Origin of the sequence: Streptomyces sp. NPDC097107 (assembly GCF_044762405.1) — a bacterium.
GTDB lineage: Bacteria > Actinomycetota > Actinomycetes > Streptomycetales > Streptomycetaceae > Streptomyces > Streptomyces thinghirensis.
The window spans coordinates 1-23,762 of the sequence record NZ_JBIWEF010000019.1 but is presented as its reverse complement, the minus strand read 5'-3'; the positions used below and the strand labels follow the sequence as shown (position 1 = coordinate 23,762).

At 70.9% G+C, this 23,762-nt stretch carries 23 protein-coding genes, 2 pseudogenes and 4 riboswitches; of the genes and pseudogenes, 22 read left to right on the top strand and 3 right to left on the bottom strand.

Annotated elements, in window-relative coordinates:
* Window position 1 precedes the first annotated feature (1 nt).
* The 8 genes and pseudogenes from ACIQ1J_RS32635 to ACIQ1J_RS32600 all read left to right on the top strand — a co-directional run bounded on the left by ACIQ1J_RS32635 (window position 2) and on the right by ACIQ1J_RS32600 (window position 7,020).
* Window positions 2–934, top strand: a complete 933-nt coding sequence (locus tag ACIQ1J_RS32635) for a VOC family protein (protein ID WP_403562575.1) — start codon at window positions 2–4, stop codon at window positions 932–934.
* A 135-nt stretch (window positions 935–1,069) separates the two neighbouring features.
* Entirely contained in the window at window positions 1,070–2,137 is a 1,068-nt protein-coding gene (locus tag ACIQ1J_RS32630) for an MBL fold metallo-hydrolase (protein WP_403562573.1), read from the top strand.
* Between the two features lie 23 nt (window positions 2,138–2,160).
* Window positions 2,161–3,132 (top strand): fumarylacetoacetate hydrolase family protein, encoded by a 972-nt coding sequence (locus ACIQ1J_RS32625; protein WP_403562571.1) that lies wholly within the window; start codon window positions 2,161–2,163, stop codon window positions 3,130–3,132.
* The gene (locus tag ACIQ1J_RS32620) at window positions 3,129–3,881 is read left to right on the top strand and encodes an SDR family NAD(P)-dependent oxidoreductase (RefSeq protein ID WP_403562569.1); all 753 of its coding nucleotides are present in this window, start codon (window positions 3,129–3,131) and stop codon (window positions 3,879–3,881) included. Before ACIQ1J_RS32625 ends, ACIQ1J_RS32620 begins: the two co-directional genes overlap by 4 nt.
* Window positions 3,878–4,240 (top strand): SDR family NAD(P)-dependent oxidoreductase, encoded by a 363-nt coding sequence (locus ACIQ1J_RS32615; RefSeq protein WP_403562567.1) that lies wholly within the window; start codon window positions 3,878–3,880, stop codon window positions 4,238–4,240. Before ACIQ1J_RS32620 ends, ACIQ1J_RS32615 begins: the two co-directional genes overlap by 4 nt.
* On the top strand, window positions 4,237–4,992 hold the full coding sequence (locus ACIQ1J_RS32610) for a CoA transferase subunit A (protein ID WP_403562566.1): 756 nt from the start codon (window positions 4,237–4,239) through the stop codon (window positions 4,990–4,992). The genes ACIQ1J_RS32615 and ACIQ1J_RS32610 overlap by 4 nt, the downstream gene beginning before the upstream one ends.
* A complete protein-coding gene (locus ACIQ1J_RS32605; protein WP_403562564.1) occupies window positions 4,989–5,639 on the top strand; it encodes a CoA transferase subunit B in 651 nt (216 codons plus the stop codon). Before ACIQ1J_RS32610 ends, ACIQ1J_RS32605 begins: the two co-directional genes overlap by 4 nt.
* Before the next feature lie 137 nt (window positions 5,640–5,776).
* Window positions 5,777–7,020: pseudogene (locus ACIQ1J_RS32600) on the top strand (IS256 family transposase).
* Between the two features lie 15 nt (window positions 7,021–7,035).
* Here ACIQ1J_RS32600 and ACIQ1J_RS32595 read toward each other — a convergent pair.
* Window positions 7,036–7,737 carry a class I SAM-dependent methyltransferase gene (locus ACIQ1J_RS32595; protein ID WP_403562562.1) on the bottom strand — a complete coding sequence of 234 codons (702 nt, stop codon included), beginning with the start codon at window positions 7,735–7,737 and terminating at the stop codon, window positions 7,036–7,038.
* Between the two features lie 223 nt (window positions 7,738–7,960).
* On the opposite strand from ACIQ1J_RS32595, the gene ACIQ1J_RS32590 reads away from it, so the two are divergent.
* The 5 genes from ACIQ1J_RS32590 to ACIQ1J_RS32570 all read left to right on the top strand — a co-directional run bounded on the left by ACIQ1J_RS32590 (window position 7,961) and on the right by ACIQ1J_RS32570 (window position 12,535).
* Entirely contained in the window at window positions 7,961–8,479 is a 519-nt protein-coding gene (locus tag ACIQ1J_RS32590) for a pyridoxamine 5'-phosphate oxidase family protein (protein ID WP_403562560.1), read from the top strand.
* Between the two features lie 9 nt (window positions 8,480–8,488).
* Window positions 8,489–9,046, top strand: coding sequence for a dihydrofolate reductase family protein (locus ACIQ1J_RS32585; protein WP_403562558.1), 558 nt, complete (start codon window positions 8,489–8,491; stop codon window positions 9,044–9,046).
* A gap of 305 nt (window positions 9,047–9,351) precedes the next feature.
* Window positions 9,352–9,540: riboswitch (cobalamin riboswitch) on the top strand.
* 42 nt (window positions 9,541–9,582) lie between these two features.
* Window positions 9,583–10,617: an ABC transporter substrate-binding protein gene (locus ACIQ1J_RS32580; protein ID WP_403562556.1), complete on the top strand. Its 1,035-nt coding sequence runs from the start codon at window positions 9,583–9,585 to the stop codon at window positions 10,615–10,617.
* Window positions 10,618–10,667: 50 nt separating this feature from the next.
* A complete protein-coding gene (locus tag ACIQ1J_RS32575; RefSeq protein WP_403562682.1) occupies window positions 10,668–11,678 on the top strand; it encodes a FecCD family ABC transporter permease in 1,011 nt (336 codons plus the stop codon).
* The gene (locus ACIQ1J_RS32570) at window positions 11,675–12,535 is read left to right on the top strand and encodes an ABC transporter ATP-binding protein (RefSeq protein WP_403562554.1); all 861 of its coding nucleotides are present in this window, start codon (window positions 11,675–11,677) and stop codon (window positions 12,533–12,535) included. The genes ACIQ1J_RS32575 and ACIQ1J_RS32570 overlap by 4 nt, the downstream gene beginning before the upstream one ends.
* 87 nt (window positions 12,536–12,622) lie before the next feature.
* A riboswitch (cobalamin riboswitch) is annotated at window positions 12,623–12,775 on the top strand.
* A 58-nt stretch (window positions 12,776–12,833) separates the two neighbouring features.
* Here the strand turns inward: ACIQ1J_RS32570 and ACIQ1J_RS32565 are convergent.
* Both ACIQ1J_RS32565 and ACIQ1J_RS32560 read right to left on the bottom strand, forming a co-directional pair.
* Window positions 12,834–13,313: a (2Fe-2S)-binding protein gene (locus ACIQ1J_RS32565; protein ID WP_403562552.1), complete on the bottom strand. Its 480-nt coding sequence runs from the start codon at window positions 13,311–13,313 to the stop codon at window positions 12,834–12,836.
* 42 nt (window positions 13,314–13,355) lie between these two features.
* Complete coding sequence (locus ACIQ1J_RS32560) at window positions 13,356–14,342, bottom strand: ferric reductase-like transmembrane domain-containing protein (protein WP_403562550.1); 987 nt, start codon at window positions 14,340–14,342, stop codon at window positions 13,356–13,358.
* 254 nt (window positions 14,343–14,596) lie between these two features.
* Window positions 14,597–14,766, top strand: a riboswitch (cobalamin riboswitch).
* Between the two features lie 134 nt (window positions 14,767–14,900).
* On the opposite strand from ACIQ1J_RS32560, the gene ACIQ1J_RS32555 reads away from it, so the two are divergent.
* The 9 genes and pseudogenes from ACIQ1J_RS32555 to ACIQ1J_RS32515 all read left to right on the top strand — a co-directional run.
* Entirely contained in the window at window positions 14,901–15,890 is a 990-nt protein-coding gene (locus tag ACIQ1J_RS32555) for a hypothetical protein (protein ID WP_403562548.1), read from the top strand.
* On the top strand, window positions 15,887–16,909 hold the full coding sequence (locus ACIQ1J_RS32550) for a cysteine synthase family protein (RefSeq protein ID WP_403562546.1): 1,023 nt from the start codon (window positions 15,887–15,889) through the stop codon (window positions 16,907–16,909). The genes ACIQ1J_RS32555 and ACIQ1J_RS32550 overlap by 4 nt, the downstream gene beginning before the upstream one ends.
* Window positions 16,906–18,159 (top strand): ATP-grasp domain-containing protein, encoded by a 1,254-nt coding sequence (locus ACIQ1J_RS32545; protein WP_403562544.1) that lies wholly within the window; start codon window positions 16,906–16,908, stop codon window positions 18,157–18,159. Before ACIQ1J_RS32550 ends, ACIQ1J_RS32545 begins: the two co-directional genes overlap by 4 nt.
* Window positions 18,152–19,420 carry an MDR family MFS transporter gene (locus tag ACIQ1J_RS32540; protein ID WP_403562542.1) on the top strand — a complete coding sequence of 423 codons (1,269 nt, stop codon included), beginning with the start codon at window positions 18,152–18,154 and terminating at the stop codon, window positions 19,418–19,420. Before ACIQ1J_RS32545 ends, ACIQ1J_RS32540 begins: the two co-directional genes overlap by 8 nt.
* Window positions 19,389–20,138 carry a class I SAM-dependent methyltransferase gene (locus tag ACIQ1J_RS32535; protein ID WP_403562540.1) on the top strand — a complete coding sequence of 250 codons (750 nt, stop codon included), beginning with the start codon at window positions 19,389–19,391 and terminating at the stop codon, window positions 20,136–20,138. The genes ACIQ1J_RS32540 and ACIQ1J_RS32535 overlap by 32 nt, the downstream gene beginning before the upstream one ends.
* Before the next feature lie 90 nt (window positions 20,139–20,228).
* Window positions 20,229–20,350, top strand: a riboswitch (cobalamin riboswitch).
* Window positions 20,351–20,398: 48 nt separating this feature from the next.
* Window positions 20,399–21,424 carry an ABC transporter substrate-binding protein gene (locus tag ACIQ1J_RS32530; RefSeq protein ID WP_403562538.1) on the top strand — a complete coding sequence of 342 codons (1,026 nt, stop codon included), beginning with the start codon at window positions 20,399–20,401 and terminating at the stop codon, window positions 21,422–21,424.
* Window positions 21,421–22,536 (top strand): FecCD family ABC transporter permease, encoded by a 1,116-nt coding sequence (locus tag ACIQ1J_RS32525; RefSeq protein ID WP_403562536.1) that lies wholly within the window; start codon window positions 21,421–21,423, stop codon window positions 22,534–22,536. The genes ACIQ1J_RS32530 and ACIQ1J_RS32525 overlap by 4 nt, the downstream gene beginning before the upstream one ends.
* The gene (locus ACIQ1J_RS32520) at window positions 22,533–23,318 is read left to right on the top strand and encodes an ABC transporter ATP-binding protein (RefSeq protein WP_403562534.1); all 786 of its coding nucleotides are present in this window, start codon (window positions 22,533–22,535) and stop codon (window positions 23,316–23,318) included. Before ACIQ1J_RS32525 ends, ACIQ1J_RS32520 begins: the two co-directional genes overlap by 4 nt.
* A 121-nt stretch (window positions 23,319–23,439) precedes the next feature.
* A pseudogene (locus tag ACIQ1J_RS32515) lies at window positions 23,440–23,660 on the top strand (hypothetical protein); the annotation flags it as partial.
* Window positions 23,661–23,762: the final 102 nt, after the last annotated feature.

Here is a 23,762-nt window from a genome sequence, read left to right as displayed (position 1 = left end):
CATGCGCCTGCTCACCCACCTGCGGCACGTCGACCTCGCCGTGCCCGACTACGACAAGCAGCTCGACTTCTACGCCGGCGTCTGGGGCCTGACCAAGGTCGCCGAGGACTCCGGCATCTCCTTCCTGGCCGCCGAGGGCTCCCCCGAGCAGTACGTCGTCCGGCTCCGCAAGGCCGACGAGAAGCGCCTCGACCTCGTCTCCTACGGCGCCGCGTCCCCCGCGGACGTCGACACCCTCGCCGAGCGACTGCTCGCGGGCGGCGTGCAGCTGATCTCCCGGCCGGGCAAGGTCGACACCCCCGGCGGCGGTTACGGCTTCCGCTTCTTCGACGTCGACGGCCGCACCATCGAGGTCTCCGCCGACGTCGAGGTCCGGCAGCACCGCAAGATCGAGGAGAAGGAGTCCATCCCGGTCAAGCTCTCCCACGTCGTCCTCAACTCCCCCGATCTGAACCGCACCCGCGAGTGGTACGAGCGCCACCTCGGCTTCGCCCTCTCCGACACGCTCAGCTCGCCGCACATGGGCGAGGTCATGCACTTCATGCGGATCAGCAGCCGGCACCACTCCATGGCCATCGCCCAGGGCCCGCACACCGCCCTGCACCACGTCTCCTTCGAGATGCGCGGCATCGACGAGTACATGCGCGGCTCCGGGCGCGTCATCCGCGCGGGCTTCAAGAAGGTGTGGGGCCCGGGACGGCACATGGCCGGGGACAACACCTTCACCTACTTCCTCGACCCGCACGGCAACACCGTCGAGTACACCACCGAGCTGGAGAACCTGGACGAGGACACCTGGCACCCGCACGTCTACGACTTCTCCCAGCCCGAGGTCACCGACCAGTGGGGCACCGCCAACCCCATGAACGAACTCGTCGCCAAGGAGTCCTTCAACGACCCCGACCGCGGCGTGTTCGTCGCCCCTCCGGTCTGATCCGCTCCCCGTACGCCGGGGACGCGGCAGCGGTGTCCACGCCCTGATTCGCGCCGCCGCGTCCCCGGCCCCGCTCGCCCCCCTTCCTCACCCCCCACGGCTCCCGCATCAACGACGATCGAAGGAACCGCCCCGATGCCCCCTCGCACGACCCCGCTGTCCCGTCGCGGCCTGCTGGCCGGCGGCGCGGCCGCCACCGCTCTCGCCGTCACCCCACAGGCCGCCGCCGCGCCCCGCACCGAGCCGCGGGACAAGTCCCGGCCGGGAAAGGGCACGGTCGTGCACCTGCTGGGCACGGCGGGCGGCCCCCCGCCGTACGGCGAGCGCATGGGCATCGCCTCCGCCGTGACCGTCGGCACCGACACCTACCTGGTGGACTGCGGCCGGGGCGCGGTGACCCAGTACCTGCGGGCGGGACTGTCGATGCCGTCACTCAAGGGGATCTTCCTCACCCACCTGCACGCCGACCACATCGTCGACTACTTCGACTTCCCGCTGCTGTGCGCCGGCGTCATGCCGCCCCAGCCGGGGTTCGGCGGCACGGTGCGGGTGTGGGGTCCTGGACCGAGCGACGCGGTCACCTCGGGTCCCGTCACCCCCGAGCAGCCCGCGCCGGGCATCGTCGAGACCACCCGGCGTGCGAACGCCACCTTCGCCGCCTCCACCAACGCCTTCGTCGCCGGGGGCTTCGGCATCGACCCCGTGTCCATGCTCGACGTGACCGAGCTGTCGGCACGGCCCGGCACGGTGGTGACCGTCCTGGACACCGCCACCGTGAAGGTGACGGCGACCCGGGTCCCGCACGGCAACATGTCCCCCTCGTACGCCTACCGGTTCGACACCGCGGACGGTTCCGTCGTCTTCTCCGGCGACACCAGCCGCAGTGACGACCTGATCGCGCTGGCCCGCGGCTGCGACCTGCTGGTCCACGAGGCTGTCGACGCCGCGTGGTTCGAGGGGCAGGGCATGCCCGCTCCCCTCGTCGACCACATGCGCGAGGTGCACACCGACGTCGCCGAGGTGGGCGCCATCGCCGCCGCCGCGGGGGCGCGCCGGGTGCTCCTCAGTCACCTCGCACCGGCCGACCCGGCCCAGTTCCCCGACCGCGAGTGGGGCGCGGCGGCCCGCGCCTCCGCCCGGGCGGCCGGCTACCGGGGCCGCGTCAGCGTGGGCCACGACCTCATGCGCATCCCACTCTCCTGATCACACTCCGCTGGAGCCGCACCATGCGTTTCGCCGCATACGAACACCGACACCACCACCGGGTGGCGGTCGTGGAAGAGGACGGCACCCTCTTCCCCCTGCCGGGCGTCACCTCGCTCACCGCACTGATCCAGCGGACCGACGGGCTCCCCGGGTTGCTCGCCGCCGGCGCCGCCGCCCTGGACGTCCCCCCGGGCCCGGACGTCTCCCAGGTCCGGTTGCTGCCTCCGCTGCAGCCCGCGTCCGTGCGGGACTTCGTGACCTTCGAGGAGCACGTGGAAGGGGTGCGCCGGTCCGTGGAGGGCACCGGTGGCGTCCCCGAGCAGTGGTACGCGGCCCCGACCTTCTACTTCACCAATCCGCACGCGCTCTACGGCCCCGGGGACGGCGTCCCCGTACCCCCCGGTTCGGCCGTGCTCGACTTCGAACTCGAAGTGGGCGCCGTGGTCGGCCGGGAGGGCCGCGACCTCACCGCCGGACAGGCCCGCGACCACATCGTCGGCTACACCGTCTTCAACGACTGGTCCGCGCGGGACCTCCAGGGCGCGGAGATGAAGGTGGGCCTCGGTCCGTGCAAGGGCAAGGACACCGCCACCAGCCTCGGCCCGTACCTGGTCACCGCGGACGAGCTGGAGCCGTACCGGGACGCCGAAGGCTTCCTGCGCCTGGCCCTGACCGCCGAGGTCAACGGCGAGAAGGTCGGCGAGGACCTGCTGTCCAACATGAGCTGGACCTTCGAGGAGATGACCGCCTACGCCTCCCGCGGCACCCGCGTCGTACCGGGTGACGTCCTCGGCTCGGGCACCTGCGGCAACGGCGGCTGCCTCGCCGAACTCTGGGGCCGGCGCGGTGAGCGGACCCCGCCGCCCCTGAAGCCCGGCGACACCGTCACCCTCACCGTCGAGGGCCTCGGCACCCTCACCAACACCGTCGTCCCCGGCGTCGAGCCCGTCCCCCTCCCCACAGGCCGGCGCCGCTCCCGGGAGCGGCCGTGAGCGACCTGCACCCCAAGAGGCTGCTCGGCAAGGTCGTCGTCGTCACCGGCGCCGCACGCGGACAGGGCGCCGCCGAGGCCGAGGCCCTCACCCGCGAGGGCGCCCGCGTCATCGCCACCGACGTGACCGAGGCACCCGGCTGCCGGCGGCTCGACGTCACCGACGAGCAGGACTGGGCGGAACTCGCCGCCGAGCTGCGGGAGTCGTACGGGCAGGTGCACGGTCTGGTCAACAACGCCGGCATCACCTGGCGGGCCCGCCTCGGCGACGTACGCCCCGAGGACATGGCCCGCGTCCACGCGGTCAACGTCACCGGCCCGCTCCTCGGCATCCAGCACCTTGCCCCGCTCATGCCGCCCGGCTCTTCCGTCGTCAACGTCGGCTCCTCGGCGGCCCTCACCGCGCACTACCCGGTCGCCTACACGACCAGCAAGTGGGCACTGCGCGGCCTGTCGAAGACCGCCGCCCTGGAACTGGGCCCGCGTGGCATCCGCGTCAACACGATCCACCCCGGCCACATCGAGACGGAGATGACCGCCTCCGCCGCGCCCGCCTTCCGCGAGGCCAACCTCCGCGAGACACCGCTCGGCCGCACCGGCACCGTCGGCGAGGTGGCGCCGCTGGTCGTGTTCCTGCTGTCCGACGACGCGTCGTTCATCAGTGGCGCGGAGATCCCGGTGGACGGCGGCATGACCGCGCACGGCGGCGTCAAGTCCGTCTCCGACGCCCTGCGGGAGGGGGCGCCGTGAAGCGGCTGGAAGGCAAGGTGGCGCTGATCTCGGGGACCGCGCGCGGCCAGGGCCGGGCCGCCGCGCTGCGGTTCGCCGCCGAGGGCGCACCGCACGGCGTCCGCGTGAACTGCGTGAGCCACGGGATGATCGACACCGAGGGCTCGCGCGACAACCTGCTCGCCGACGACCACCCGATGAACGACATCTCCGGTCACATCCCGCGCGGGCGGCTGGGCCATTGCGACGACGTCGTCAACGCGGCCGTCTTCCTGGCCTCCGACGAGGCCGCCTACATCACCGGCGCCAACCTCGTCGTGGACGGCGGCTGGTCCACCGTCCCGCCCGGCGCCTCGAACCGAAAGGCAATCCGCACGTGAACAAGGTCCGCGCCGGCGCCGCCGAGGCAGTCGCCGACATCCCCGACGGCGCCTCGCTCGCCGTCGGCGGCTTCGGCCTCAGCGGCGTACCCGAAGTCCTGATCCGCGCCCTGTACGAGCGGGGCACGACCGGCCTGGAGGTCGTCTCGAACAACTGCGGCGTGGACGGACGGGGTCTCGGCGTCCTGCTCTCCGCCGGCCGCATCGCCCGCGTCACCGGCTCCTACGTCGGCGAGAACAAGGAGTTCGCCCGCCAGTACCTCAGCGGGGAACTGGGGGTCGAGCTGACCCCGCAGGGGACGCTCGCCGAACGGCTGCGCGCGGGCGGCGCCGGCATCCCCGCCTTCTACACCCCGGCGGGCGTCGGCACTCAGGTCGCGAACGGCGGGCTGCCGTGGCGGTACGCGCCCGACGGCACCGTGGCCGTCGCCTCCCCGCCCAGGGAGACGCGCGGCTTCGCCGGCCGCCCGTACGTTTTGGAGCACGGCATCACCACCGACTTCGCCCTCGTACGGGCCTGGCGCGGCGACCACCACGGCAACCTCGTCTTCCGCCGGGCCGCCGCCAACTTCAACCCCCTGGCCGCCATGGCCGGCCGCGTCACCGTCGCCGAGGTCGAGGAACTCGTCGAACCGGGCGAACTCCACCCCGACGAGATCCACCTGCCCGGCATCTACGTCCAGCGGATCGTGGCGCTCACCGCCGAACAGGCCGCCGACAAGCCCGTGGAGAAGAGGACCGTACGCCCATGAGCTGGACCCGCGACCAGATGGCCGCCCGCGCCGCCGCCGAACTCACCGACGGCTCCTACGTCAATCTGGGCATCGGACTGCCCACCCTGATCCCCGGACACCTCCCGCCCGGCGTCCACGTCGTCCTGCACTCCGAGAACGGCATCCTCGGCACCGGCCCCTACCCCACCGAGGACGAAGTCGACCCCGACCTGATCAACGCCGGCAAGGAAACGGTCACCGTCCTGCCCGGCGCCTCCTTCTTCGACTCCGCGCTCTCCTTCGGCATGATCCGAGGCGGCCACATCGACACCGCTGTCCTCGGCGCCATGCAGGTATCCGCCCGCGGCGACCTCGCCAACTGGATGATCCCCGGCAAGATGGTCAAGGGCATGGGCGGTGCCATGGACCTCGTCCACGGTGCCCGCCGCGTCATCGTCCTCACGGAACACACCGCCAAGGACGGCACCCCCAAGATCGTCGACGAGTGCGCGCTCCCCCTCACCGGCGAGCAGTGCGTCCACCGGATCATCACCGACCTCGGCGTCCTCGACGTCACCCCCGACGGCCTCGCCCTGGTCGAAACCGCCCCCGGCGTCACCGTCGAGGACATCACCGACCGCACCGGCACCGCTCTGCGAGTGGACAGTGTCTCCGCCGCATGCTGACGGAGCAATGCTCCGGACTTGTGGATCGGCGTCGGGCTCGGCGCGGAAGGCGTACCTTCCCGAATGATCCTGTGATGGTCACCGAGTAGGCCCGCGTTCGCAGCGCGGGTCGGGAAGGCACGCCCGTGCTCAGCGTAATGAACGCCGACGGTTCCGCCGAGTCCCCCTCCCTGATCGACGAGATCTCGTGCGCGACGGCGCCCGGCGGATGCCAGCCGCCGCGCTGGAGGCCGAAGTCAACCAGTACATAGCCGACTTGGCGGCCGCGGCCGACGAGCAGGGGCGTCGCCTGGTGGTCCGCAACGGCTACCACCGGCCCCGCACCGTGGTCACCGCAGCCGGTCCGGTCGAGGTGAAGGCCCCCGCGGGTAAACGACCGACGGGTCGACGAGGCCACAGGCGAGCGCAAGCGGTTCTCCTCGAAGATCCTGCCGCCATGGTGCCGCAAGTCGCCGAAGATCTCCGAGGTACTGCCCTTGCTCTACCTGCACGGCCTGTCGTCCGGGGACTTCGTGCCCGCCCTGGAGCAGTTCCTCGGCTCGACGGCCGGGCTGTCGCCGGCGACCGTGACCCGAATGACGAAGCAGTGGCACGACGACCCGCCGCCTTCTGTAAGCGGGACCTGTCCGACCGCGACTTCGTCTACGTGTGGGCCGACGGCGTGTACCCCAAGGTCCGGCTCGGCCAGGCGCACTCGTGCGTGCTGGTCCTGCTCGGCGTCCGCCTGGACGGCACCAAGGAGCTCATCGCGCTGGACGAGGTGCTGCGCGAGTCCACCGAATCGTGGGCCGACCTGCTGCGCGACTGCCGCCGCCGCGGTATGCGCGACCCCGAACTGGTCGTCGGAGACGGCGCGATGGGGCTGTGGAAGGCCCTGGCCGAGGTGTTCCCCGCCGCCCGCCATCAGCGCTGCTGGGTTCACCAGGCCAGAAATGTGACAAACGCACTTCCGAAGTCCGCGCAGCCGGGCGCCACGAAGGCGATGCAGGAAATCTACAACGCCGAGGACCGCGCCCACGCCGAGAAGGCGATCGAGGCATTCTCGAAGACGTACGGCACCAAGTGGCCGAAGGCCGTCGCGAAGATCATCGACGATCGCGAGGAGTTGCTGGCCTTCTACGACTTTCCGGCCGAGCACTTGGTCCACCTGCGGACCACGAATCCGATCGAGTCGACGTTCTCCACGGTCAAGCTCCGGACCCGGGTCACCCGCGGCGCCGGCAGCCCCGCCGCCGCGCTCGCGATGGTGTTCAAGCTCGTCGAGTCCGCCCAGACCCGCTGGCGGGCGATCACCGGAGCCCACCTGGCGCCCCTGCTCCGCGCCGACGCGAGGTTCGAGAACGGCGTTCTGGGCGAACGGCCCGAGGCCGACGCGGCCTGAGCATCCCTCATCCGATTACAACCCGCGTTGGTCGTCCGGCGTGGGGTCGTTACGGCCGAGGGATTCCGCTGCCACGGCCTGACGGAGCACGTCGTAGCCCACGAATTCGAACAGGCGAGTGCTGCGGCGTAGGGGTTGAGGTATGCCGACGAACCGGTGCACACCGACCCCGAAGCCTGCGTCCGGTGCTGACAGCCACCGCAGTTCGAAGCGTTGCGCTTCGAACCATTCGCAGATCAGCGGTACCCGGTCAGGCGCGGCGCGATGTCGGGTCCAGATGACGGTGCCGCCGGTCTTGCACAGCTGGTTGCAGGCCGCGATGGTGTGCTGGATATCGGCGTCGGTAATGTTGCCGAAAACGCCACAGATCAGGACAAGATCTGCAGGAGTCATGTCCTCGTAATGGTCAATGAGGGAGGCGTCGCCGGTCACGACCTCAACCTGGTTCAGGTCTGCCCGGCCAGCCCTTTCCAGAGCGACCGCCGTGTTGCGCGGGTCCAGCTCGACAAGCCTCGCCCGCGCATCGTCGCGGCGGGGATGTTCGGCCAGAACGTCCAGAAGATCGCGGCCTTCCCCAGCACAAAGGCTGATTACCTTCAACCCACCAGCCGGGGCATCAGACAAGGCAGCGTGGGCCTGCGCCTGAACTGTCCGCAGTCGCCGTGCCATCCACGAGTCGGCCGCGTCGTACTGGTCATGCCAGGTGCTCCAATCCATAGGTGGACGCTACGGTCACTCACCACCCACAGGCGACACAATTTTTGATCACTAGACCCAGTGAGCAGTCATCCACAGGTCTTGACAATTGCTCGTTCCTGAGCCAAAGCCAGGAACACCTCGATGTCCCGCCGTTCCATCCCCCCATTGTTCACCCTGGCTGAACGGCTGTTGGCAAAACCGCCGTTGGTGGCGAGATCGCCGTCGCTCCAGGATTGCCCTGATGTCACAACGAACCGGAGGACTGACGATGTGGAAAACGGTACCGCGGCTGCTGGCTCAGCATCGCTACCTCGTCCTCGGCACCGCGGACGGCGAGGGTCGGCCATGGGCCAGCCCGGTGTTCTTCGCCGCCGACGGGCAACACCGGGTTCTGTGGGTGTCCTCGCCGGCCAGCCGGCATTCACGGAACATCGCAGCACGTCCGGAGGTGGCGATCACCGTCTTCGACACGGCCGCGCCTGTCGGCGGGGCGGAAGCGATCTACCTGGAGGCAGCTGCGGGGCCGGCTGCCGACGACGCCCGCGCGGCTGACCTCGCCTCGCTCAACACCCGTCTGCCGACGGGTCACCAGCTAGTGCCGGAGGACCTCGGACCGACTGGGCCGTTGCTGGTCTGTCAGGCCGCGGTCTCCAGGCATTTCGTGCTCGTCCGTGGAGGGGACGCCCGTTTCGACAACGCCACCGATGCCCGGCTCGAGGTGTTTCCACCCGACCCCGAGCACACCACCCACACCACCTGAAGGAGACCCATGGCAAAGCTCACCTACTCGATGGTCACCTCGCTCGACGGCTGCGCCGAGGCGGCGGACGGAAACCTGGGCGCTGGGGCGGAGGATCCGGAGGTGCACACCTTCATCAACGACCTCTTCCGCCCCGTCGGCACGTACCTCTACGGCCGGCGGATGTACGAGACGATGGTCTTCTGGGAGACCGCGCACACCGAGGCCGACCTGCCGCCGCACATCCTGCAGTGCGCCCGCGACTGGCAGGCCGCGGAAAAGGTCGTGTACTCCACGACGTTGAAGTCGGTGTCCAGCGCGAAGACCAGGATCGAGCGAACCTTCGACCCGGACGCGGTGCGCAAGCTCAAGGCCGAGGCCGATCACGACCTGACCGTGGACGGCCCGAACCTCGCGGCCCAGGCGATCGCGGCCGGCCTGGTGGACGAGTACCACCTGTTCATCACCACGAGCGTGGTCGGCGGCGGCAAGCGGTTCTTTCCCGACGGCGTGCGCCTCGGACTCGAGCTGGTCGAGGAACGTGCCTTCGACAGCGGACTGATGTACACGCGCTACCGGACCCGCTGAACCGCGCCCGGTCGCTTGCATGCACCGGCTCCGACTGTGCGGGCGCAGACGCGCACCGACCGGCCGCAGAGCTTTCGCATCGGGAGACTTGGGCCTGGTGATCGTCCACTACGCCGGGGCAGCGTTGATCACCCGGGCGGCCGACGCCACTGATGTAGACCCGCGTGTGTCGCCGTTGGATCGCGTCCGTACGAGGAGGCCGAGGTCAGTCAGGGCACAGCAGAGCCTCCGTCAGACCCGGAGCGGTTCGCCGACGGGCATGTCGGGCCGCGTGCGTAAGGCTGTGGTAGCTTCCGGACGCCAGTCGAACTCGTGAGCGTGTCTGTACGCGTGCACGAGTCAGGGAATCCGGTGAGATGCCGGAACTGACGCGCAGCGGTGAGGGTGACGGGCGGGGCAGCAAGCCACTGGACGACGGTCACGGCCGGGTCCGGGAAGGCGTTCCGCCGGGATGATCCCGAGTCCGAAGACCTGCTGGCAACCGATCGTCCGCACGGACCCCGCGTATGGGTCCTGACGCCTAGGAAGCCGCACCCGTGCACCTGTCACGTCCCGCCCGTTGTTCCGTCCTCCTCCTGACCGGCTCCCTGCTGCTCACCGCCTGCGGTTCCGGCCCCGGTCCGTCCGCGAAGTCCGGCGACTCCGATGCCGGAGTCGCCACGTTCGACAACTGCGGGCAGAAGGTGACGGTCGAGGCTCCGCCGAAGCGGGCCGTGTCCCTGAACCAGGGCACCACCGAGATCCTGCTCTCCCTCGGCCTCGCCGACCGAATGGCGGGAACCGCCACCTGGACCGACCCCGTCATGAAGGGACTGGAGAAGGCCAACGCCAAGGTGCCCCGGCTCGCCGACAACCAGCCGTCGTTCGAGCGGGTCCTGGACGCCGAACCGGACTTCGTGGCGTCGTCCTTCGCATCCACCCTGAGCAAGGGCGGTGTGGCTCCCCGCGAGAAGTTCGAGGAGCTCGGCGTACCCACGTATCTGTCGCCCGCAGACTGCGAGGGCAAGGACAATAACGGGGACGGCGACGGCTCACGGACGAAGCCTCTGGCCATGGAGACGGTCTACCGCGAAGTACGGGAGCTGGCCCGGGTCTTCGGCGTGGAGGAGCGTGGCGAGCAACTGGTCGACCGGCTGAAGAGCCGGGTAACGAAGGCCGCATCCGGGATCCGCGCCGAGAACACCACTGTTCTGTACTGGTTCGCGAACCAGGAATCTCCTTACATGGCGGGCTGCTGCGGCGCGCCCGGCATCGTCACCGACGCGCTCGGCGCGAAGAACGTCTTCGACGACAGCACGCAGGAATGGCCTCAGATCAACTGGGAGACCGTCGCCGACCGCGACCCAGACGTGCTCGTCATCGGCGATCTCACCCGCAAGTCACAGACCGCCGAGTCGGCCGTGAAGAAGATCGCGTTCCTGGAGTCGAATCCGGCGACGAAGAACATGAAGGCGGTGAAGGAGAAGCGATACGTGCTGCTCAGCGGGCAGGCCATGAACCCGACGATCCGTACCGTCGAGGGCGTGGAGAAGGTGGCCTCGGCACTGCGCGCGTACGGGCTCAGCGGATGACCACGATCCTGCGGGCCTCCGGCGTCCGCCCGGCGCGGGGCGCCGTCCGGATGCTGCGCGTCGTGGCCGGCCTGGGCGGAGGGCTGGCGGTGCTCGCCGCGTCCGTCGCTGTGGCCATCACCATCGGTCCCGCGGACATCGGGGTGGGTGACGTCTGGTCGGTGGTCGCCTCCCGTCTGGGCTGGGGCACTTCGGATCTCACTGCGATCCGCGAGGGCATCGTCTGGAACCTGCGGCTGCCGCGCACCCTGCTCGCCGCGGTGTGCGGGGCCGGCCTGGCGGTGTGCGGCGCGGTGATGCAGTCCCTGCTGCGCAACCCCCTCGCCGACCCCTTCGTCCTGGGCGTCTCCTCCGGGGCGTCGACCGGCGCCGTCGCCGTGATCGTGCTCGGCGCCGGGGGCGGTGTCCTGTCCGTCTCCGGTGGCGCGTTCGTGGGCGCGGTCGGCTCGTTCGCGCTGGTGCTGCTGCTCAGCCACACACTTGGCGGGACGACGGACCGGGTGGTCCTGTCCGGAGTGGCCGCGATGCAGTTGTTCTCCGCCCTGACCTCGTTCGTGGTGACGACGGCGTCCGACGCGGAGACCACCCGGAGCGTGCTGTTCTGGCTGCTCGGGTCGCTCAGCGGGGCGGACTGGACCGAGGTGGGGCTCTGCGCGGCTGTCCTGGCGCTCGCCCTCGTGCTGTGCCTGGGCTACGCGCGCACCCTGGACGCCTTCGCCTTCGGTCAGGACGCCGCGGCCTCGCTCGGGGTCTCGGTCGCCCGGACCCGGCTGGTGCTGCTGTGCGTCACCGCGCTGCTGACCGCCGCACTGGTCAGCTCGGCCGGTGCCATCGGCTTCGTCGGCCTGGTCCTGCCGCACGCCGCCCGCGCCCTGGTCGGCCCGGGGCACGCGCGGCTGCTGCCGGTCACCGCGCTAGCCGGGGCGGTGTTCCTGGTGTGGGCCGACACGCTGGCCCGTACCGTCCTCGATCCTCAGGAGGTGCCGGTGGGCGTGGTGACCTCACTCGTAGGTGTCCCGGCGTTCGTCCTGGTCCTCTACCGCACGAGGAGGATGCGATGACGGCCCGCGCGCAGCGGCGGGACCAAGATGCCCGGCGGCCCGCCGTACCAGGTCCCGCCGTGAAGTCGCCCGCCGGCCCGCCCACCCTCGTCGCCGACCGCGTGAGCCGCACCCTCGACGGGCGGCTGATCCTCGACGGCGTCAGCCTCACCCCCCGGCCCGGCTCCGTGACCGGCCTGCTGGGCCCCAACGGCTCGGGGAAGTCGACACTGCTGCGGCTGCTGTCCGGCGTCCTCTCGCCGGCCTCCGGCGTCGTCACCCTCGACGGGCGTCCACTCGGTCACTGGGGCCGCCGCGCCGTGGCCGCCCGCGTCGCCGTCGTCGAGCAGCACGCCGACACCCTCGTCGAGCTGACCGTTCTCGACGTCGTACGCCTCGGCCGCATCCCGCACCGACGCGCCTGGACCCCCGCCACCGAGGCGGACGAGGAAGCCGTACGCACGGCACTGGAGCGCACCGGCCTCACCGACCGCGTGGACCAGCCGTGGCACACGCTCTCCGGCGGCGAGCGCCAGCGCGTGCAGATCGCCCGCGCCCTGGCCCAGGAACCCCGCGAGCTGCTCCTGGACGAACCCACCAACCACCTCGACATCCAGCATCAGCTCGACCTGCTGAACCTGATCGCCGAACTCCCCGTCACCAGCATCGTCGCCCTGCACGACCTGAACCTGGCGGCCATGTACTGCGACCAGGTCGTCGTCCTGCGGGACGGCCGGGTGGTCGCCGCCGGCCTCCCGGGCGACACGCTCACCGAGTCCCTGATGGCCGACGTGTACGGCGTGCGCGCCGAGGTCACCCGCTCCGGTCCCGGCGACCGGCCCCACATCCGCTTCCTGGGCACGGTGGCCGCGAACTGACGGCGGCCCCAAGGCCGACACCGGAGATCCGGCCGGTAGGGTGGCCCGTGCAGCTGGTTCGCCCCGTCCGCCAGGCGGGATGCGTCGTAAGAGGGAACCCGGTGGGAATCCGGGACCGCCCCGCAGCGGTGAGCGGGAACGACCGCCGTCATACGCACTGGGTCCGACGTACGGGTCTGGGAAGCGACGGCCAGTAGGTGTCCTCCGGCAAGGAGGGCGTGCTCGCGAGTCCGAAGACCTGCCCAAGGTGTGGCCTGTGCCCCAGCCTCCCGTCGGCCGGGCGCAGGCAGCGGGTACCTCACCGCGGGCCTCGGCGCGGCACACCTCCGGCCAGCCCGCAGTCACCGCACTTCGAGCCGGTCGGCGGACGATAGTAGAGGCAGCAGCTCCGACGGCGGAACGCGGGGTCGGAGCGGGTGAGTACACCGGTGCCCGCCAGGCGTCCGGTGCTCAGCGGCGCGGTGGTGAGGTCGGCGAGCGGTACGCGTTCGGCGGGACGGACGTGCAGGGCGTGGGCCGCCCCGGCGAGCGCCGACGCCGCATGGCCGTCCAGCGGACTCGGGGCGACTTTGACGCGCAGTCCGTCGGCCAGTGCCGACAGATGATCCGTCACCTGCTCGTACGGGACGCGGACAGGGCCGCCATCGAGCCGGTCGGCGTACCAGACTGCCCGGGCGGGGCACCCGGAGGGCCGGTCCGTCTTCGGCCCGCTGCAGTCCCGGGACCGCGCCGGATTCACACCGGCTTCCTCGTCCGCCGTCGCCTTGTCACCGGCCATCGTCCCACCCCGGACGCCGTGCCGACCGTCCGGTGCCGGCCGTCAGTCCGTCTCTTGTGAGTGGGGGGCCGTCGCGGGCGGATGGGACGGACGGTCCCGCCCACCGTCACGTCCGGACACCACCACGATCACCAGCCCCACGACGACGGCTCCGGCGACGACGCGTCCGACCGCACGCCCCCACCAGGCCGGACGGGCCGCGCCCACGCCTCCCTTCGGCGGGCCCAGCCGTTCAGCCCGCCGGGCCGGCCTCAGCAGGCGCGCCAACAGCAGTGCGGCGACGGGCATTTGCAGCAGCCACAGTGTGGTGCGGGGCCACTCCCCGTACCAGACGTTGGTGCCGTACAGCAGTGTGTGCCACACGCTCAGCACGTAGACGACGATCACGAAACGGTGCAGCCGCCGCCAGGTGTTCGCTCCGATGCGGTGCCGGACGTAGAACAGCAGCCCCAGCGGGATCGCCAGGTACAGCGCACCCTGACCGAGCGGGATGGCGATCCGGCCGGTACCGGAGTCGTACCAGCCGGGCACGAAGCTGTCGGCGAAGCCCACCCACAGCCGCTCGGCCCAGTCCACCTTCGTCTCGTATCGCACGAGTTCCGCCGCGAACATCAGCGCGTGCGCGAACATCAGGGCCATCGTCGTCAGACTCGTGGTGCGGTGCCAGCGCTCCAGTACCTGCCGGGAGACCGGCAGCCGGGCGGGCCGGGGTCCCGACAGCAGCAGCCCGAGCATGACCGTGCCCCAGGCCCACAGCAGCCCCGACCACCCGAACGCCTGACTCAGCAGGTACATCCAGTAGGTGCCGGCATCGTCCATGAACGGCATGACCGCGACGGTGTCCGAAGAACCCGACTCCATGCGCGCCCACAAGAACGCGAACACGAGCGCCGTGACCACCACCGCCGCAGAGGCGTCGGGCAGAGCGGACCGCAGGTCGCCGCGGAGAGCGACGCGGTCCCCGGGGGGCCGCATCCGCCCGGGCGGCGCTTCTGCCCCGTCTTCGTCCGGCCTCGCTTCTGACGTCATCAGGGGCCTCCCGGGCACGGGGCACCGCGGCAACGGTGCGCATGTGTCGTGAGGCAACAAGTCTGGCTGAGGGGGCAGCGATCCTCAGAGGTGATATTCAGCCAGAGCCGTCACGACAACTGCACAGAGGGCACACCTGGTTCTTCCTCCCCTTCACATTCAAGACAACCGCCGAAGGCCCACTGTCGCAGGAGTACCAGCCCCCCTACGCTGAGGCACGCAGTCGGTTCGTGCCTCCGGTCCGCCCGGACGCCTGGTGGCGCGACGCAAGAGGGAACCCGGTGCGAATCCGGGGCTGTCCCGCAGCGGTGAGTGGGAACGGAAGCCGTCGATGTCACTGGGCCCGCGTCAGGGCCGGGGAAGAGACGGCCGGTAGGTGTCCGCCCTTTTCGGCGGACGTGCCCGCGAGTCCGAAGACCTGCCACTGCGCCCGCGTCCCGCGCGGGCTGTGCACGTGACCTCGTGGACTGGGTCGGCGGTATGGGCGGTCGTACGTCGTGCGTGTGGCCGCGCCTCCTTCCCTGTCGGTGTTCAAGACCCGGTACGAAGGAGGATGTTGTGCGGGACCCAGCCGCTACGGATCTGCCCTTCCGGCCCCGGGTCGTCGACGTGTCGTCCGACGGGCCGCGAGAGACGATCCTCGGACCCGTCACGGGCGTCCTGCACGAGAGGGACGTGCCCCGCAGCACCGTGTCCGGTGTCTGCCACGGCACTCTGGGCGAGCTGTACCAGGGCCCGTTGCGGGCGGGCACCGAGCCTGAGATCGCGGTGGTGTCCTTTCCCGTGGACCGTCACTCCTGGGTGTACTTCACTCCGAGGACAGCGGCCGGTCCTCCACCGCATACGCCACCGCTCGGGGAGAAATCACGGGAAGCGGCCCGGCTCTTCCTGGACCATTACGGCCTCGTCATGCCCCCGGGCGAGTGGCGCACCCACTCCGAACTGCCGGTGGGCGTGGGGATGGCCAGTTCGACGGCGGACATCGTGGCGACGCTGCGCTGTCTGTTCCGCGTTTTCTCCCTGCCGTACGACGTGGACGTGGTCCTCGGTGTCCTGGCGGACATCGAGCGCGCCGACAGTGTCTTCCTCGACGAGTTCGCCCTGTACCTCAGCGGGCGGCACCGGGTGGTGCGACCGCTGGGCCCGGATATCGGCTTCCACACCGCCTTCGTCATCGAACCCGGCACGGTGGACACCGCCGCCGTCACTCCCCTGCTCCTGGACCACTACCGGCGGCGCGGCGACGAGTACCAGCGGTGCCTGACCGATCTGGTGAAGGGTTTCGACTCGGGTGACCCGGCCGCCGTCGCCCGTGCCGCGACGGTCAGTGCCGCCCTGTCCCAGGAGGTTTTGCCCAAGGCGACCTTCGGCAGTCTGCAGGCCCATCGTGAGCGGTTCGGGGCCGACGGCGTCTTCGTCGCGCACACCGGCTGCCTGGCCGGCTATCTCTTCGCCTCGCGCCCACAGGCCGGGGTCAAGTCCGAACTCTCCGCGTTCTTCCACTCGATCGGCCACCAGTGCACCTTCGCCCAAGGAGGCTACGGGTGATCCACCCCCACATCGCCGACGCCCTGAAAGTCCCGGACCTCGTCCGGCTCACCGACGGGCTGGTCCTGCTGAGGTTCGAGTCGATGAAGATCTACTCGGCCCTGGCCGCGGTCCGCCATCTGCTGGAGCGGGGCACCGTCCGTCCGGGGCAGACCCTGATCGACAGCTCCAGCGGCATCTACGCCTACGCCCTCGCACTGGCCTGCCACCGGTACGGCATGCGGTGCCACATCGTCGCGTCCACCACCGTCGACGCCACCACCCTCGCCCAACTGGAGATCCTCGGCGCCACCGTGGAACAGGTCAGACCGTCGCGGAACCTCAAACTCGACCAGGAACTCCGGGTGCGGCGGGTGCGCGAGATCCTCGCCGAGCGCCCCGGCCACCACTGGATGCGCCAGTACCACGACGACGTCCACTACCTCGGCTACCAAGAGGTCGCCGACCGGATCGCGGCGGAGTTTCCGGCCGCACCGCTGACCGTCGTCGGCGGCGTGGGTTCCGGAGCCTCGACCGGCGGCATCGTGGAACGCCTGCGCAGGACGGACCCCTCGGTGCGTCTGGCCGGCGTCCAGCCCTTCGGCAGCGTCACCTTCGGCAGCCAGGACCATCACGATCCCGAAGCGATCATCGCCGGCATCGGCTCCTCGATCGTCTTCGACAACGTCCGCCACCATCTCTACGACACCGTGCACTGGCTGGACTTCACCCACGCCATGTCCGGCGCCGTCGCCCTGCTGCGCGAGCACGCGGTCTTCGCCGGACTGTCCACCGGTGCCGGCTACCTGACGGCGACGTACGAGGCCCGCCGCCACCCCGACCGACTGCACCTGGTGATAGGGGCCGACACCGGACACCGCTACGTGGAGCGCGTGTTCGCCCGGCACGCCGAGGCCCTGGATCCGGCCGCGCTCAAGCCCCACGAGGCCCGCAGTCCGGAGGAGATGACCATGCCCTGGTCGAGGATGAAGTGGCAGCGCACTCCCCTCCCGGAAGCCCGGAAGGAGAGTGCCGCATGACCGTGGCCTGCCTGGAGTCACTGACCTTCGGCCTCGGCCACTTGGTCCGCGCCGCCGACCGGCTCGGCGAGCGCCTGCTGCTCCTCACCCGGGACCCCGCCTACTACGCCTACGAACTGGACCTGCTGCCCAGCGACGCCCTCGACGTCGTCGTGACCGACACCTTCGACGTGGAGCGGGTCGCCGCTCTGCTCCGACGCACCCCGGGGCTGCGCGGTCTGATCAGTTCCACCGACACCTGGACTCTGACCGGCGCCGCCCTCGCCGAACGCCTCGGCCTGCCGGGGCTCGATCCAGCCGCCCTGCGGCTGACCCGGGACAAGGCCGCGGTACGCAACAGGCTGCACGCCGCGGGTCTCACTCGCGCACGGGCCGTAGAAGGCGCCGACCCGGACCGCGAGGCGCGCGGGCTGCTGCTGAAGGAGGCGGGGCTGCCGCTCGTGCTCAAGGACACGGCGGGCACCGGGAGCCAGAACGTGTGGCTGGTCCGGGACGAGGGCGAACTCGACGCGGCGCTGGCGGAGTCGTCCGGCCGGGACCTGAAGGGGCGGTTGTTCGCCGAGCCCTATTTCAGCGGCCCGGTGTACAGCGCTGAGACGCTCACCTGGGACGGTCGCACAACACTGCTGGGCGTCTCCAGCCGGCTCATGTCACCGGAGCCGCACTTCCGGGAGGAGATCACCGCCTTTCCCGTGGCGTTCCCGAGCCAGGAGCGGACATCACTCGAGTCGTGGCTCGACCGGGTGCTCGCCGCCATCGGCTACACCGACCGGTTCGCTCACGTGGAGTTCGTACTGACCGCCGACGGTCCGGAAGTGGTGGAGGTCAATCCGCGCATCGGGGGCGCGCTGGTCGGGGAGGGGTTGTGCCGGGCCCTCGGCGTCAACGTGTACGAGGCGATGATCGAGGCCGCGCTCGGTCGCCGCCCCGGTCTCATGGACGCGGACTGTCCCGGCGGTCCGGCCGTCGCCTTCGTTCTCGGCTACCCTGCCGCCCCCGGGGTGTTCACCGGCGTCAAGGGGCTCGACCGGCTCACCGACATGCCGGGAACACCCGCCTGGTACCCGGTCAAGCGGGTCGGCGAGCCCATCGAGCACCTGGGTGACAGCCGTGGCTACGCGGGCATCGTGTACGCCGAGGCCGAGACCGCCGAACTCGCCACCCACCGCGCGGTGGCCGCAGCAGGCGCCCTGCGTGTACTGACTGGTCCGTTCCCCGAGCCGACCGGCCGGGAGGCGCCCGGTGGGTGAGCGCACCACTCGGGGACCGGGCCCGCGGTCCTCACTGTTCCCGCTCACCGGCCCGCTGCGGTTCCTCCTGCTCACCTCGTTCCTCATCCCGCTCGGCAGCTTCATGGTGCTGCCGTTCATGTCGGTGTTCCTCCACGAACGGCTCGGGATGGGGCTCGGCACGGTCGGCGTCGTCCTGGCGGTGGCATCGCTCGTGCAGTTCTCCGGCGGCATCGTCGGCGGTGCCCTCGCGGACCGGATCGGGCTGCGCCGCACGATGCTGTGGGCGCTCGTCGTACGCACCGCCGGTTTCGCCGGCCTCCTGCTGGCCCTGCGCTGGCCGCCCCTCGCGGTCTGGGCGCTGGTCCTGACGTGCTGCGGTGCCGCGCTCTACCTGCCCGCCAACAAGGCGTACCTCGTGCACGACGTCGACGACGAGCGCCGTCCGGCGTTCCTGTCGGCGGGCAACGCGGCACTCAACGCCGGGATGGCGGTCGGCCCGCTCATCGCCGGACCGTTCGTCCTGTCCTCGCCCGGCTGGCTGTTCGCGGCCGTCACGGCGCTGTTCCTCGCGGTCACAGCGGGACATGCACGGCTGCCCGGAACCGACCGGACGCACCCCACCACATCGGAGGAAACGGCCCGCACGGGTCTTCTCGCCGGCGTCGCACTCCTGCCGTTCGCCGCCAACGCGCTGGCCTTCTACCTCTACTTCCACTTCCAGCACTTCCTGGCGGTGTACGCCGTCGAGCGCGCCTCCAGCGCGTTCTACAGCGTGGTGCTGCTGCTCTGCTTCACGCTGGTCATCGTCGTACAGCCGCTCGCGTCCGGCCTGATCCGGCGCATGCCGTACGCCCTCGCCCTCACGGTCGGGTTCACGGGCCTGGCGGCGGGACTGGCCGTGCTGGCGGCCGGCACCCGGACGGCACTGCTGGCGGGCGGCGCGCTGATCACCCTCGGCGACATCGTGCTGTTCCTCAAGAACGACCTGGAGGCACTGCGCCGCAGCCCCCGCTCCGACGCCGTGGTCTTCGGCCAGCAGCGGCTCGCCGCGGGCCTGGGCGCCTGCGCGAGCGGCGTGCTGGGCGGACAGGTGTACGGCCTCGGCGAACGGGCCGGACACACCGGCTGGTTCTGGCTGCTGGCAGCCGCCCAGTGTCTGCTGCTTCCTCCGCTGCTGCTCACGCTGCGCCGCCGCACGGCGCGGCGCCCTCTCCCCGACGGCGACCATGAAGGAGCACTGACGCGCGATGACACGGACGGGCGGATTCCAGGACGATGACTTCTGGACCGAGTTCCACGACTTCCTCTTCTCCGAGCAGCGCTACGAGCAGGCCGAGGAGCTGCTCGGCACCTCTCCCCTGCTCGCCCTCCCCGACGGATCACGCGTGCTGGACCTGTGCTGCGGGCCGGGCGTCTTCACCGTGCCCCTCGCCCGCCGCGGGCACCGTGTGACCGGAGTCGACCTGAGCCCGGCCATGCTGGACCGGGCACGCAAGCGGACGGCCGACGCCGGTGCCGACGTGACGTACGTCCGGGCCGACGCACGCGAGTACGAGGCACCGGGCGGCTTCGACGTCGTCCTCAACATGTTCACCTCCTTCGGGTACTTCGAGGACCCCGCCGACAACGCGCGCGTACTGCGCACCATGCACACCTGCCTGGCCCCCGGCGGCACGCTCGTCCTGGACCTCGCCGGAAAGGAGCTTCTGGCCCGCAGGGTCACCCCGCCAAAAGTGGTGCGGCGGGGCGGCGACCTGATGGTGCAGACCGACTCCGTGCTGGACGAGTGGGCGCGGCTGCGCAGCGAGTGGGTACTGGTCCGGGGTGATCGGGTGACGCGTGCCACCTTGACGTGGTTCGTCTACAGCGCGGTGGAGCTGCGGCGGATGGCCGAGGAGGCGGGCTTCGCCCGCGTGGAGGTCTTCGGCGGGTTCGACGGACGCCCCTACGACGAGAACGCCGAGCGGCTCGTGCTGCGAGCGGTCCGCGAAGCGTGACGAAGACGCGGGCGTGCGGCCGGGTCCGCACGCCCTTTCGCCGCCGGTTCGGAGGAACGTAGGATCACCTGGTCATCGCCGCGACGGGAGACAGGAAGCCGGTGCGAATCCGGCACGGTCCCGCCACTGTGACCGGGGAGCACCCCTCCGACATGCCACTGCGCACGGCGCGGGAAGGCGGAGGGAACGTCGATCCGGGAGTCAGGACACTGGTCCGTCGCGGGCCCGTCCCAAGGAGCGCGGACTCCAGGAGGCTTCACGTGTCCCAGCTGTTCACCCCTGCCCGCACGCGCGGGTTCCTTCGTGCCACGGCCGCTGCCGTGTCTCTCACATCAGTACTGCTGACCGCCGGCTGCGGTTCGTCCGACGAGAGCGGTGGGGACGCGAAGACCGGCGCGTCCGTGCCCGCGGGCTTCCCGGTCACCATCGACAACTGCGGTGTGCGGACGACGTACGACAGGCCGCCGTCACGGGTGGTCACCATCCACCAGCACCCGGCCGAGCTCATGCTCGCCCTCGGCCTGAAGGACCGCCTGGTCGGAACGGCCTTCCCCGACTCCGCCGTCCTGCCCGAGCTGAAGAAGGACTACGAGTCCGTCCCCGAACTGGCGGAAAGAGAGCCGTCCTTCGAGACCGTCCTGGACGCCGAACCCGACCTCGTCTACGGCGGCTACGGCAGCGCCTTCGACGAGAAGGAGGGCCGCTCCCGCAAGGCGTTCGCCGACGCCGGCATCGACACCCACCTCAACCGCGAGTACTGCGGCGAGAAGCGGGTGACGATGAAGGACACCTACGACGAGATCCGCACCATCGGCACGCTCTTCGGTGTCCCGGACCGGGCCGACGAACTGGTCGCCGACCTCGAAGGCCGCGCCGGCAAGGCCGCCGGCAAGGTCGAGGGCGAGCCCGAGGTGCCAGTCTTCGTCTACGACAGCGGCGACAAGAGCGCCTTCACCGCGGGCGGCAAGAGCCTGGGCACCGAACTGCTCCGGCTGGCCGGCGGCGACAACGTCTTCACCGACCTCGACGACGTCTTCGGTGACGTCTCCTGGGAGCAGGTCGTCGACCGCAAGCCGGAAGTCATCGCCATCTACGACTACGCCGGTGCCGGAAGCGTCGAGGAGAAGAAGGAGTTCCTGCTCTCCCAGCCCGCGCTCTCCGACGTACCCGCCGTCAGGAACAAGCGTTTCGTCGTCCTGCCGCTGACCGCCACCCTGGTCGGCATCCGCTCGGCCTACGCGGTCGAGGACCTGGCCCGCGGGCTGCACCCGGAGAGCTTCCGGTGACCCAGGCCACCACCGGCGGGCCCGCCGAACAGACGGTGCGACGGCCGAAGGCCACCGGCTCGGGAACGGGCCGTACGCGGCTGGCCGTCACGCTGCTGGTGCTCACCGGGTTGCTCGTCGTCTCCGCCACGGCGGGCCTCGCGATCGGCTCCGTGCATGTGCCGCCGGGTCAGGTGTGGGGCATCGTGACGCACGCGCTGGGCGCCGGCTGGCAGGATCCGGACTGGTCAAGGGCCCGGGAAACCATCGTGGTGGACGTGCGGGCGCCGCGGGTGCTGCTCGGTGTGGTCACCGGCGCCGGCCTGGCGGTGATCGGCACCGCGCTGCAGGCCCTGGTGCGGAACCCTCTCGCGGAGCCTTACCTGCTCGGCGTCTCCTCCGGGGCGTCGCTCGGCGCCGTCTCGGTGATCGTGTTCGGCGTCACCGTCTTCGGGCCTCTCTCCCTGTCGGTGGCGGCCTTCGTGGGCGCCCTGTGCGCGCTCCTGCTCGTGTACGCCACCGCCCGCACCGGCGGGCGCATCACCTCGTCGCGGCTGGTGCTGTCCGGGGTGGCGATCGCGGCGGTGCTCACGGCGGTCCTCGATCTGCTGCTGCTCACCACCGACCGGGGCAACGAGGCCCGCGCGGTCCTCGCCTGGACCCTCGGCGGCCTGGGCGGGGTCAACTGGGGCACGCTGTGGCTGCCGAGCACGGCCCTGCTGCTCGGTGTCGGCGTCCTCATGGCGCAGGCCCGCAACCTGAACCTGCTGCTGGCAGGCGAGGAAGCGGCGACCACCATGGGGCTGGACGTGGCCCGCTTCCGCGCCCGGCTGTTCGTCGTGCTCTCCCTCGTCACTGGAGTGCTGGTCGCGGCGGCCGGACCGATCGGCTTCGTCGGCCTGATGATGCCCCACATCGTGCGCCTGTTCGTCGGCGGCGACCACCGCCGGGTCCTGCCGACGGCGGCACTCGGCGGAGCGGTCTTCCTCGTCTGGGCCGACATCGCCGCACGGACGATCGCCGCACCGATGGAGATACCCGTCGGTGTCCTCACGGCGCTGTGCGGCGGGCCGTTCTTCCTGTGGCTGATGCGCCGCGATGCCCGGCGCGGCACCGACCGAGGAGTGGCATGACTGCGACCGCACTGGACGTCGACGGCGTCACGCTCACCGCCGGGGCCCGCCACCTGGTGCGCGACGTCTCCCTGACCGCCCGCCCGGGCGAGACCATCGGGCTCGTGGGCCCCAACGGCAGCGGGAAGTCCAGCCTCCTGCGCACCGTCTACCGGGTCCTGCGCCCCGACACCGGTCAGGTCCGCGTCGACGGCGGCGACGCCTGGTCGCTGCCGGTGCGGCAACTGGCCCGTACCGTGGCGGCGGTGGTCCAGGACTCGGCAGCCGACTTCGATCTCGCCGTGCGCGAGGTCGTCGCCATGGGCCGCACCCCGCACAAACGGCTCCTCGCCGGTGACACTCCCCAGGACGCCGAGATCATCGACTCCGCACTCCTGGCGGTCGACGCCGTCCACCTGGCCGGCCGCTCTTTCGACCGGCTCTCCGGCGGCGAGCGTCAGCGCGTCCTCATCGCGCGCGCCCTCGCCCAGCAGCCCACCCTCCTCGTCCTCGACGAACCCACCAACCACCTCGACATCCGCCACCAGCTGTCCGTGCTCGGCGCCTTGCACCGCCTGCCCGCCACCGTGCTGCTCGCCCTGCACGACCTCAACCTGGCCGCCTACTACTGCGACCGCCTCTACGTCCTCAACGACGGTGAGGTCACCGCCTCCGGACCGCCCGCCGAGGTCCTCACCCCGCGGCTTCTGGCCGAGGTCTACGGAGTGGCGGCGGAAGTCTCCACCCATCCGCGCACGGGCGCCCCGCAGGTGACGTTCCTCCCCGAAGAGCCACGCAGCTGAAGGCCCCGACTGCCCATGCCCATCCGCGCGACCTAGTGCCGTACCAAGCAACGTTCGCCCGGTACGGCCGCGGATCATCCGCCGGGGCAGCGGTTCGGTGGTGACCTGGCGGCGGGCGCAGATGGTGCTGCTGTCCGCGCAGAGCCTGCCCGTGGCGGAGATCACCGAGGTGACGTTCTCCGGCGCGGACCGGGCCCGGGAGGTGATCCGCGACTTCAATGCCGACGGCTCCGACTCCCGCGACCCGGGGTACGAAGGCGGCCGGCCCAGGACGTTCCCCTGCCCGAGCGCCGGGAGACCAAGAAGATCGCCAAGTCCAGGCCGGCCGAGCACGGTCTGCCGCTCTAGACCCAACGCCGTTCAGTTAGGGCGGGGCTGGAGGCGTCAAGGGGTGCTCGTGAGCATGTTGATGTTGATGGTGGCTTTGTAGGTGGTCCGGTCGAT

Excerpts from the sequence above, each read along its gene's own strand:
- ACIQ1J_RS32520 (WP_403562534.1), top strand. The coding sequence starts at position 22,533 with ATGACTGCGACCGCACTGGACGTCGACGGCGTCACGCTCACCGCCGGG.
- ACIQ1J_RS32590 (WP_403562560.1), top strand. The coding sequence starts at position 7,961 with ATGTCACAACGAACCGGAGGACTGACGATGTGGAAAACGGTACCGCGG.
- ACIQ1J_RS32585 (WP_403562558.1), top strand. The coding sequence starts at position 8,489 with ATGGCAAAGCTCACCTACTCGATGGTCACCTCGCTCGACGGCTGCGCC.
- ACIQ1J_RS32635 (WP_403562575.1), top strand. The coding sequence starts at position 2 with ATGCGCCTGCTCACCCACCTGCGGCACGTCGACCTCGCCGTGCCCGAC.
- ACIQ1J_RS32545 (WP_403562544.1), top strand. The coding sequence starts at position 16,906 with ATGACCGTGGCCTGCCTGGAGTCACTGACCTTCGGCCTCGGCCACTTG.
- ACIQ1J_RS32595 (WP_403562562.1), bottom strand. The coding sequence starts at position 7,737 with ATGGATTGGAGCACCTGGCATGACCAGTACGACGCGGCCGACTCGTGG.
- ACIQ1J_RS32535 (WP_403562540.1), top strand. The coding sequence starts at position 19,389 with ATGACACGGACGGGCGGATTCCAGGACGATGACTTCTGGACCGAGTTC.
- ACIQ1J_RS32575 (WP_403562682.1), top strand. The coding sequence starts at position 10,668 with ATGCTGCGCGTCGTGGCCGGCCTGGGCGGAGGGCTGGCGGTGCTCGCC.
- ACIQ1J_RS32560 (WP_403562550.1), bottom strand. The coding sequence starts at position 14,342 with ATGACGTCAGAAGCGAGGCCGGACGAAGACGGGGCAGAAGCGCCGCCC.
- ACIQ1J_RS32630 (WP_403562573.1), top strand. The coding sequence starts at position 1,070 with ATGCCCCCTCGCACGACCCCGCTGTCCCGTCGCGGCCTGCTGGCCGGC.
- ACIQ1J_RS32605 (WP_403562564.1), top strand. The coding sequence starts at position 4,989 with ATGAGCTGGACCCGCGACCAGATGGCCGCCCGCGCCGCCGCCGAACTC.
- ACIQ1J_RS32625 (WP_403562571.1), top strand. The coding sequence starts at position 2,161 with ATGCGTTTCGCCGCATACGAACACCGACACCACCACCGGGTGGCGGTC.
- ACIQ1J_RS32565 (WP_403562552.1), bottom strand. The coding sequence starts at position 13,313 with ATGGCCGGTGACAAGGCGACGGCGGACGAGGAAGCCGGTGTGAATCCG.
- ACIQ1J_RS32570 (WP_403562554.1), top strand. The coding sequence starts at position 11,675 with ATGACGGCCCGCGCGCAGCGGCGGGACCAAGATGCCCGGCGGCCCGCC.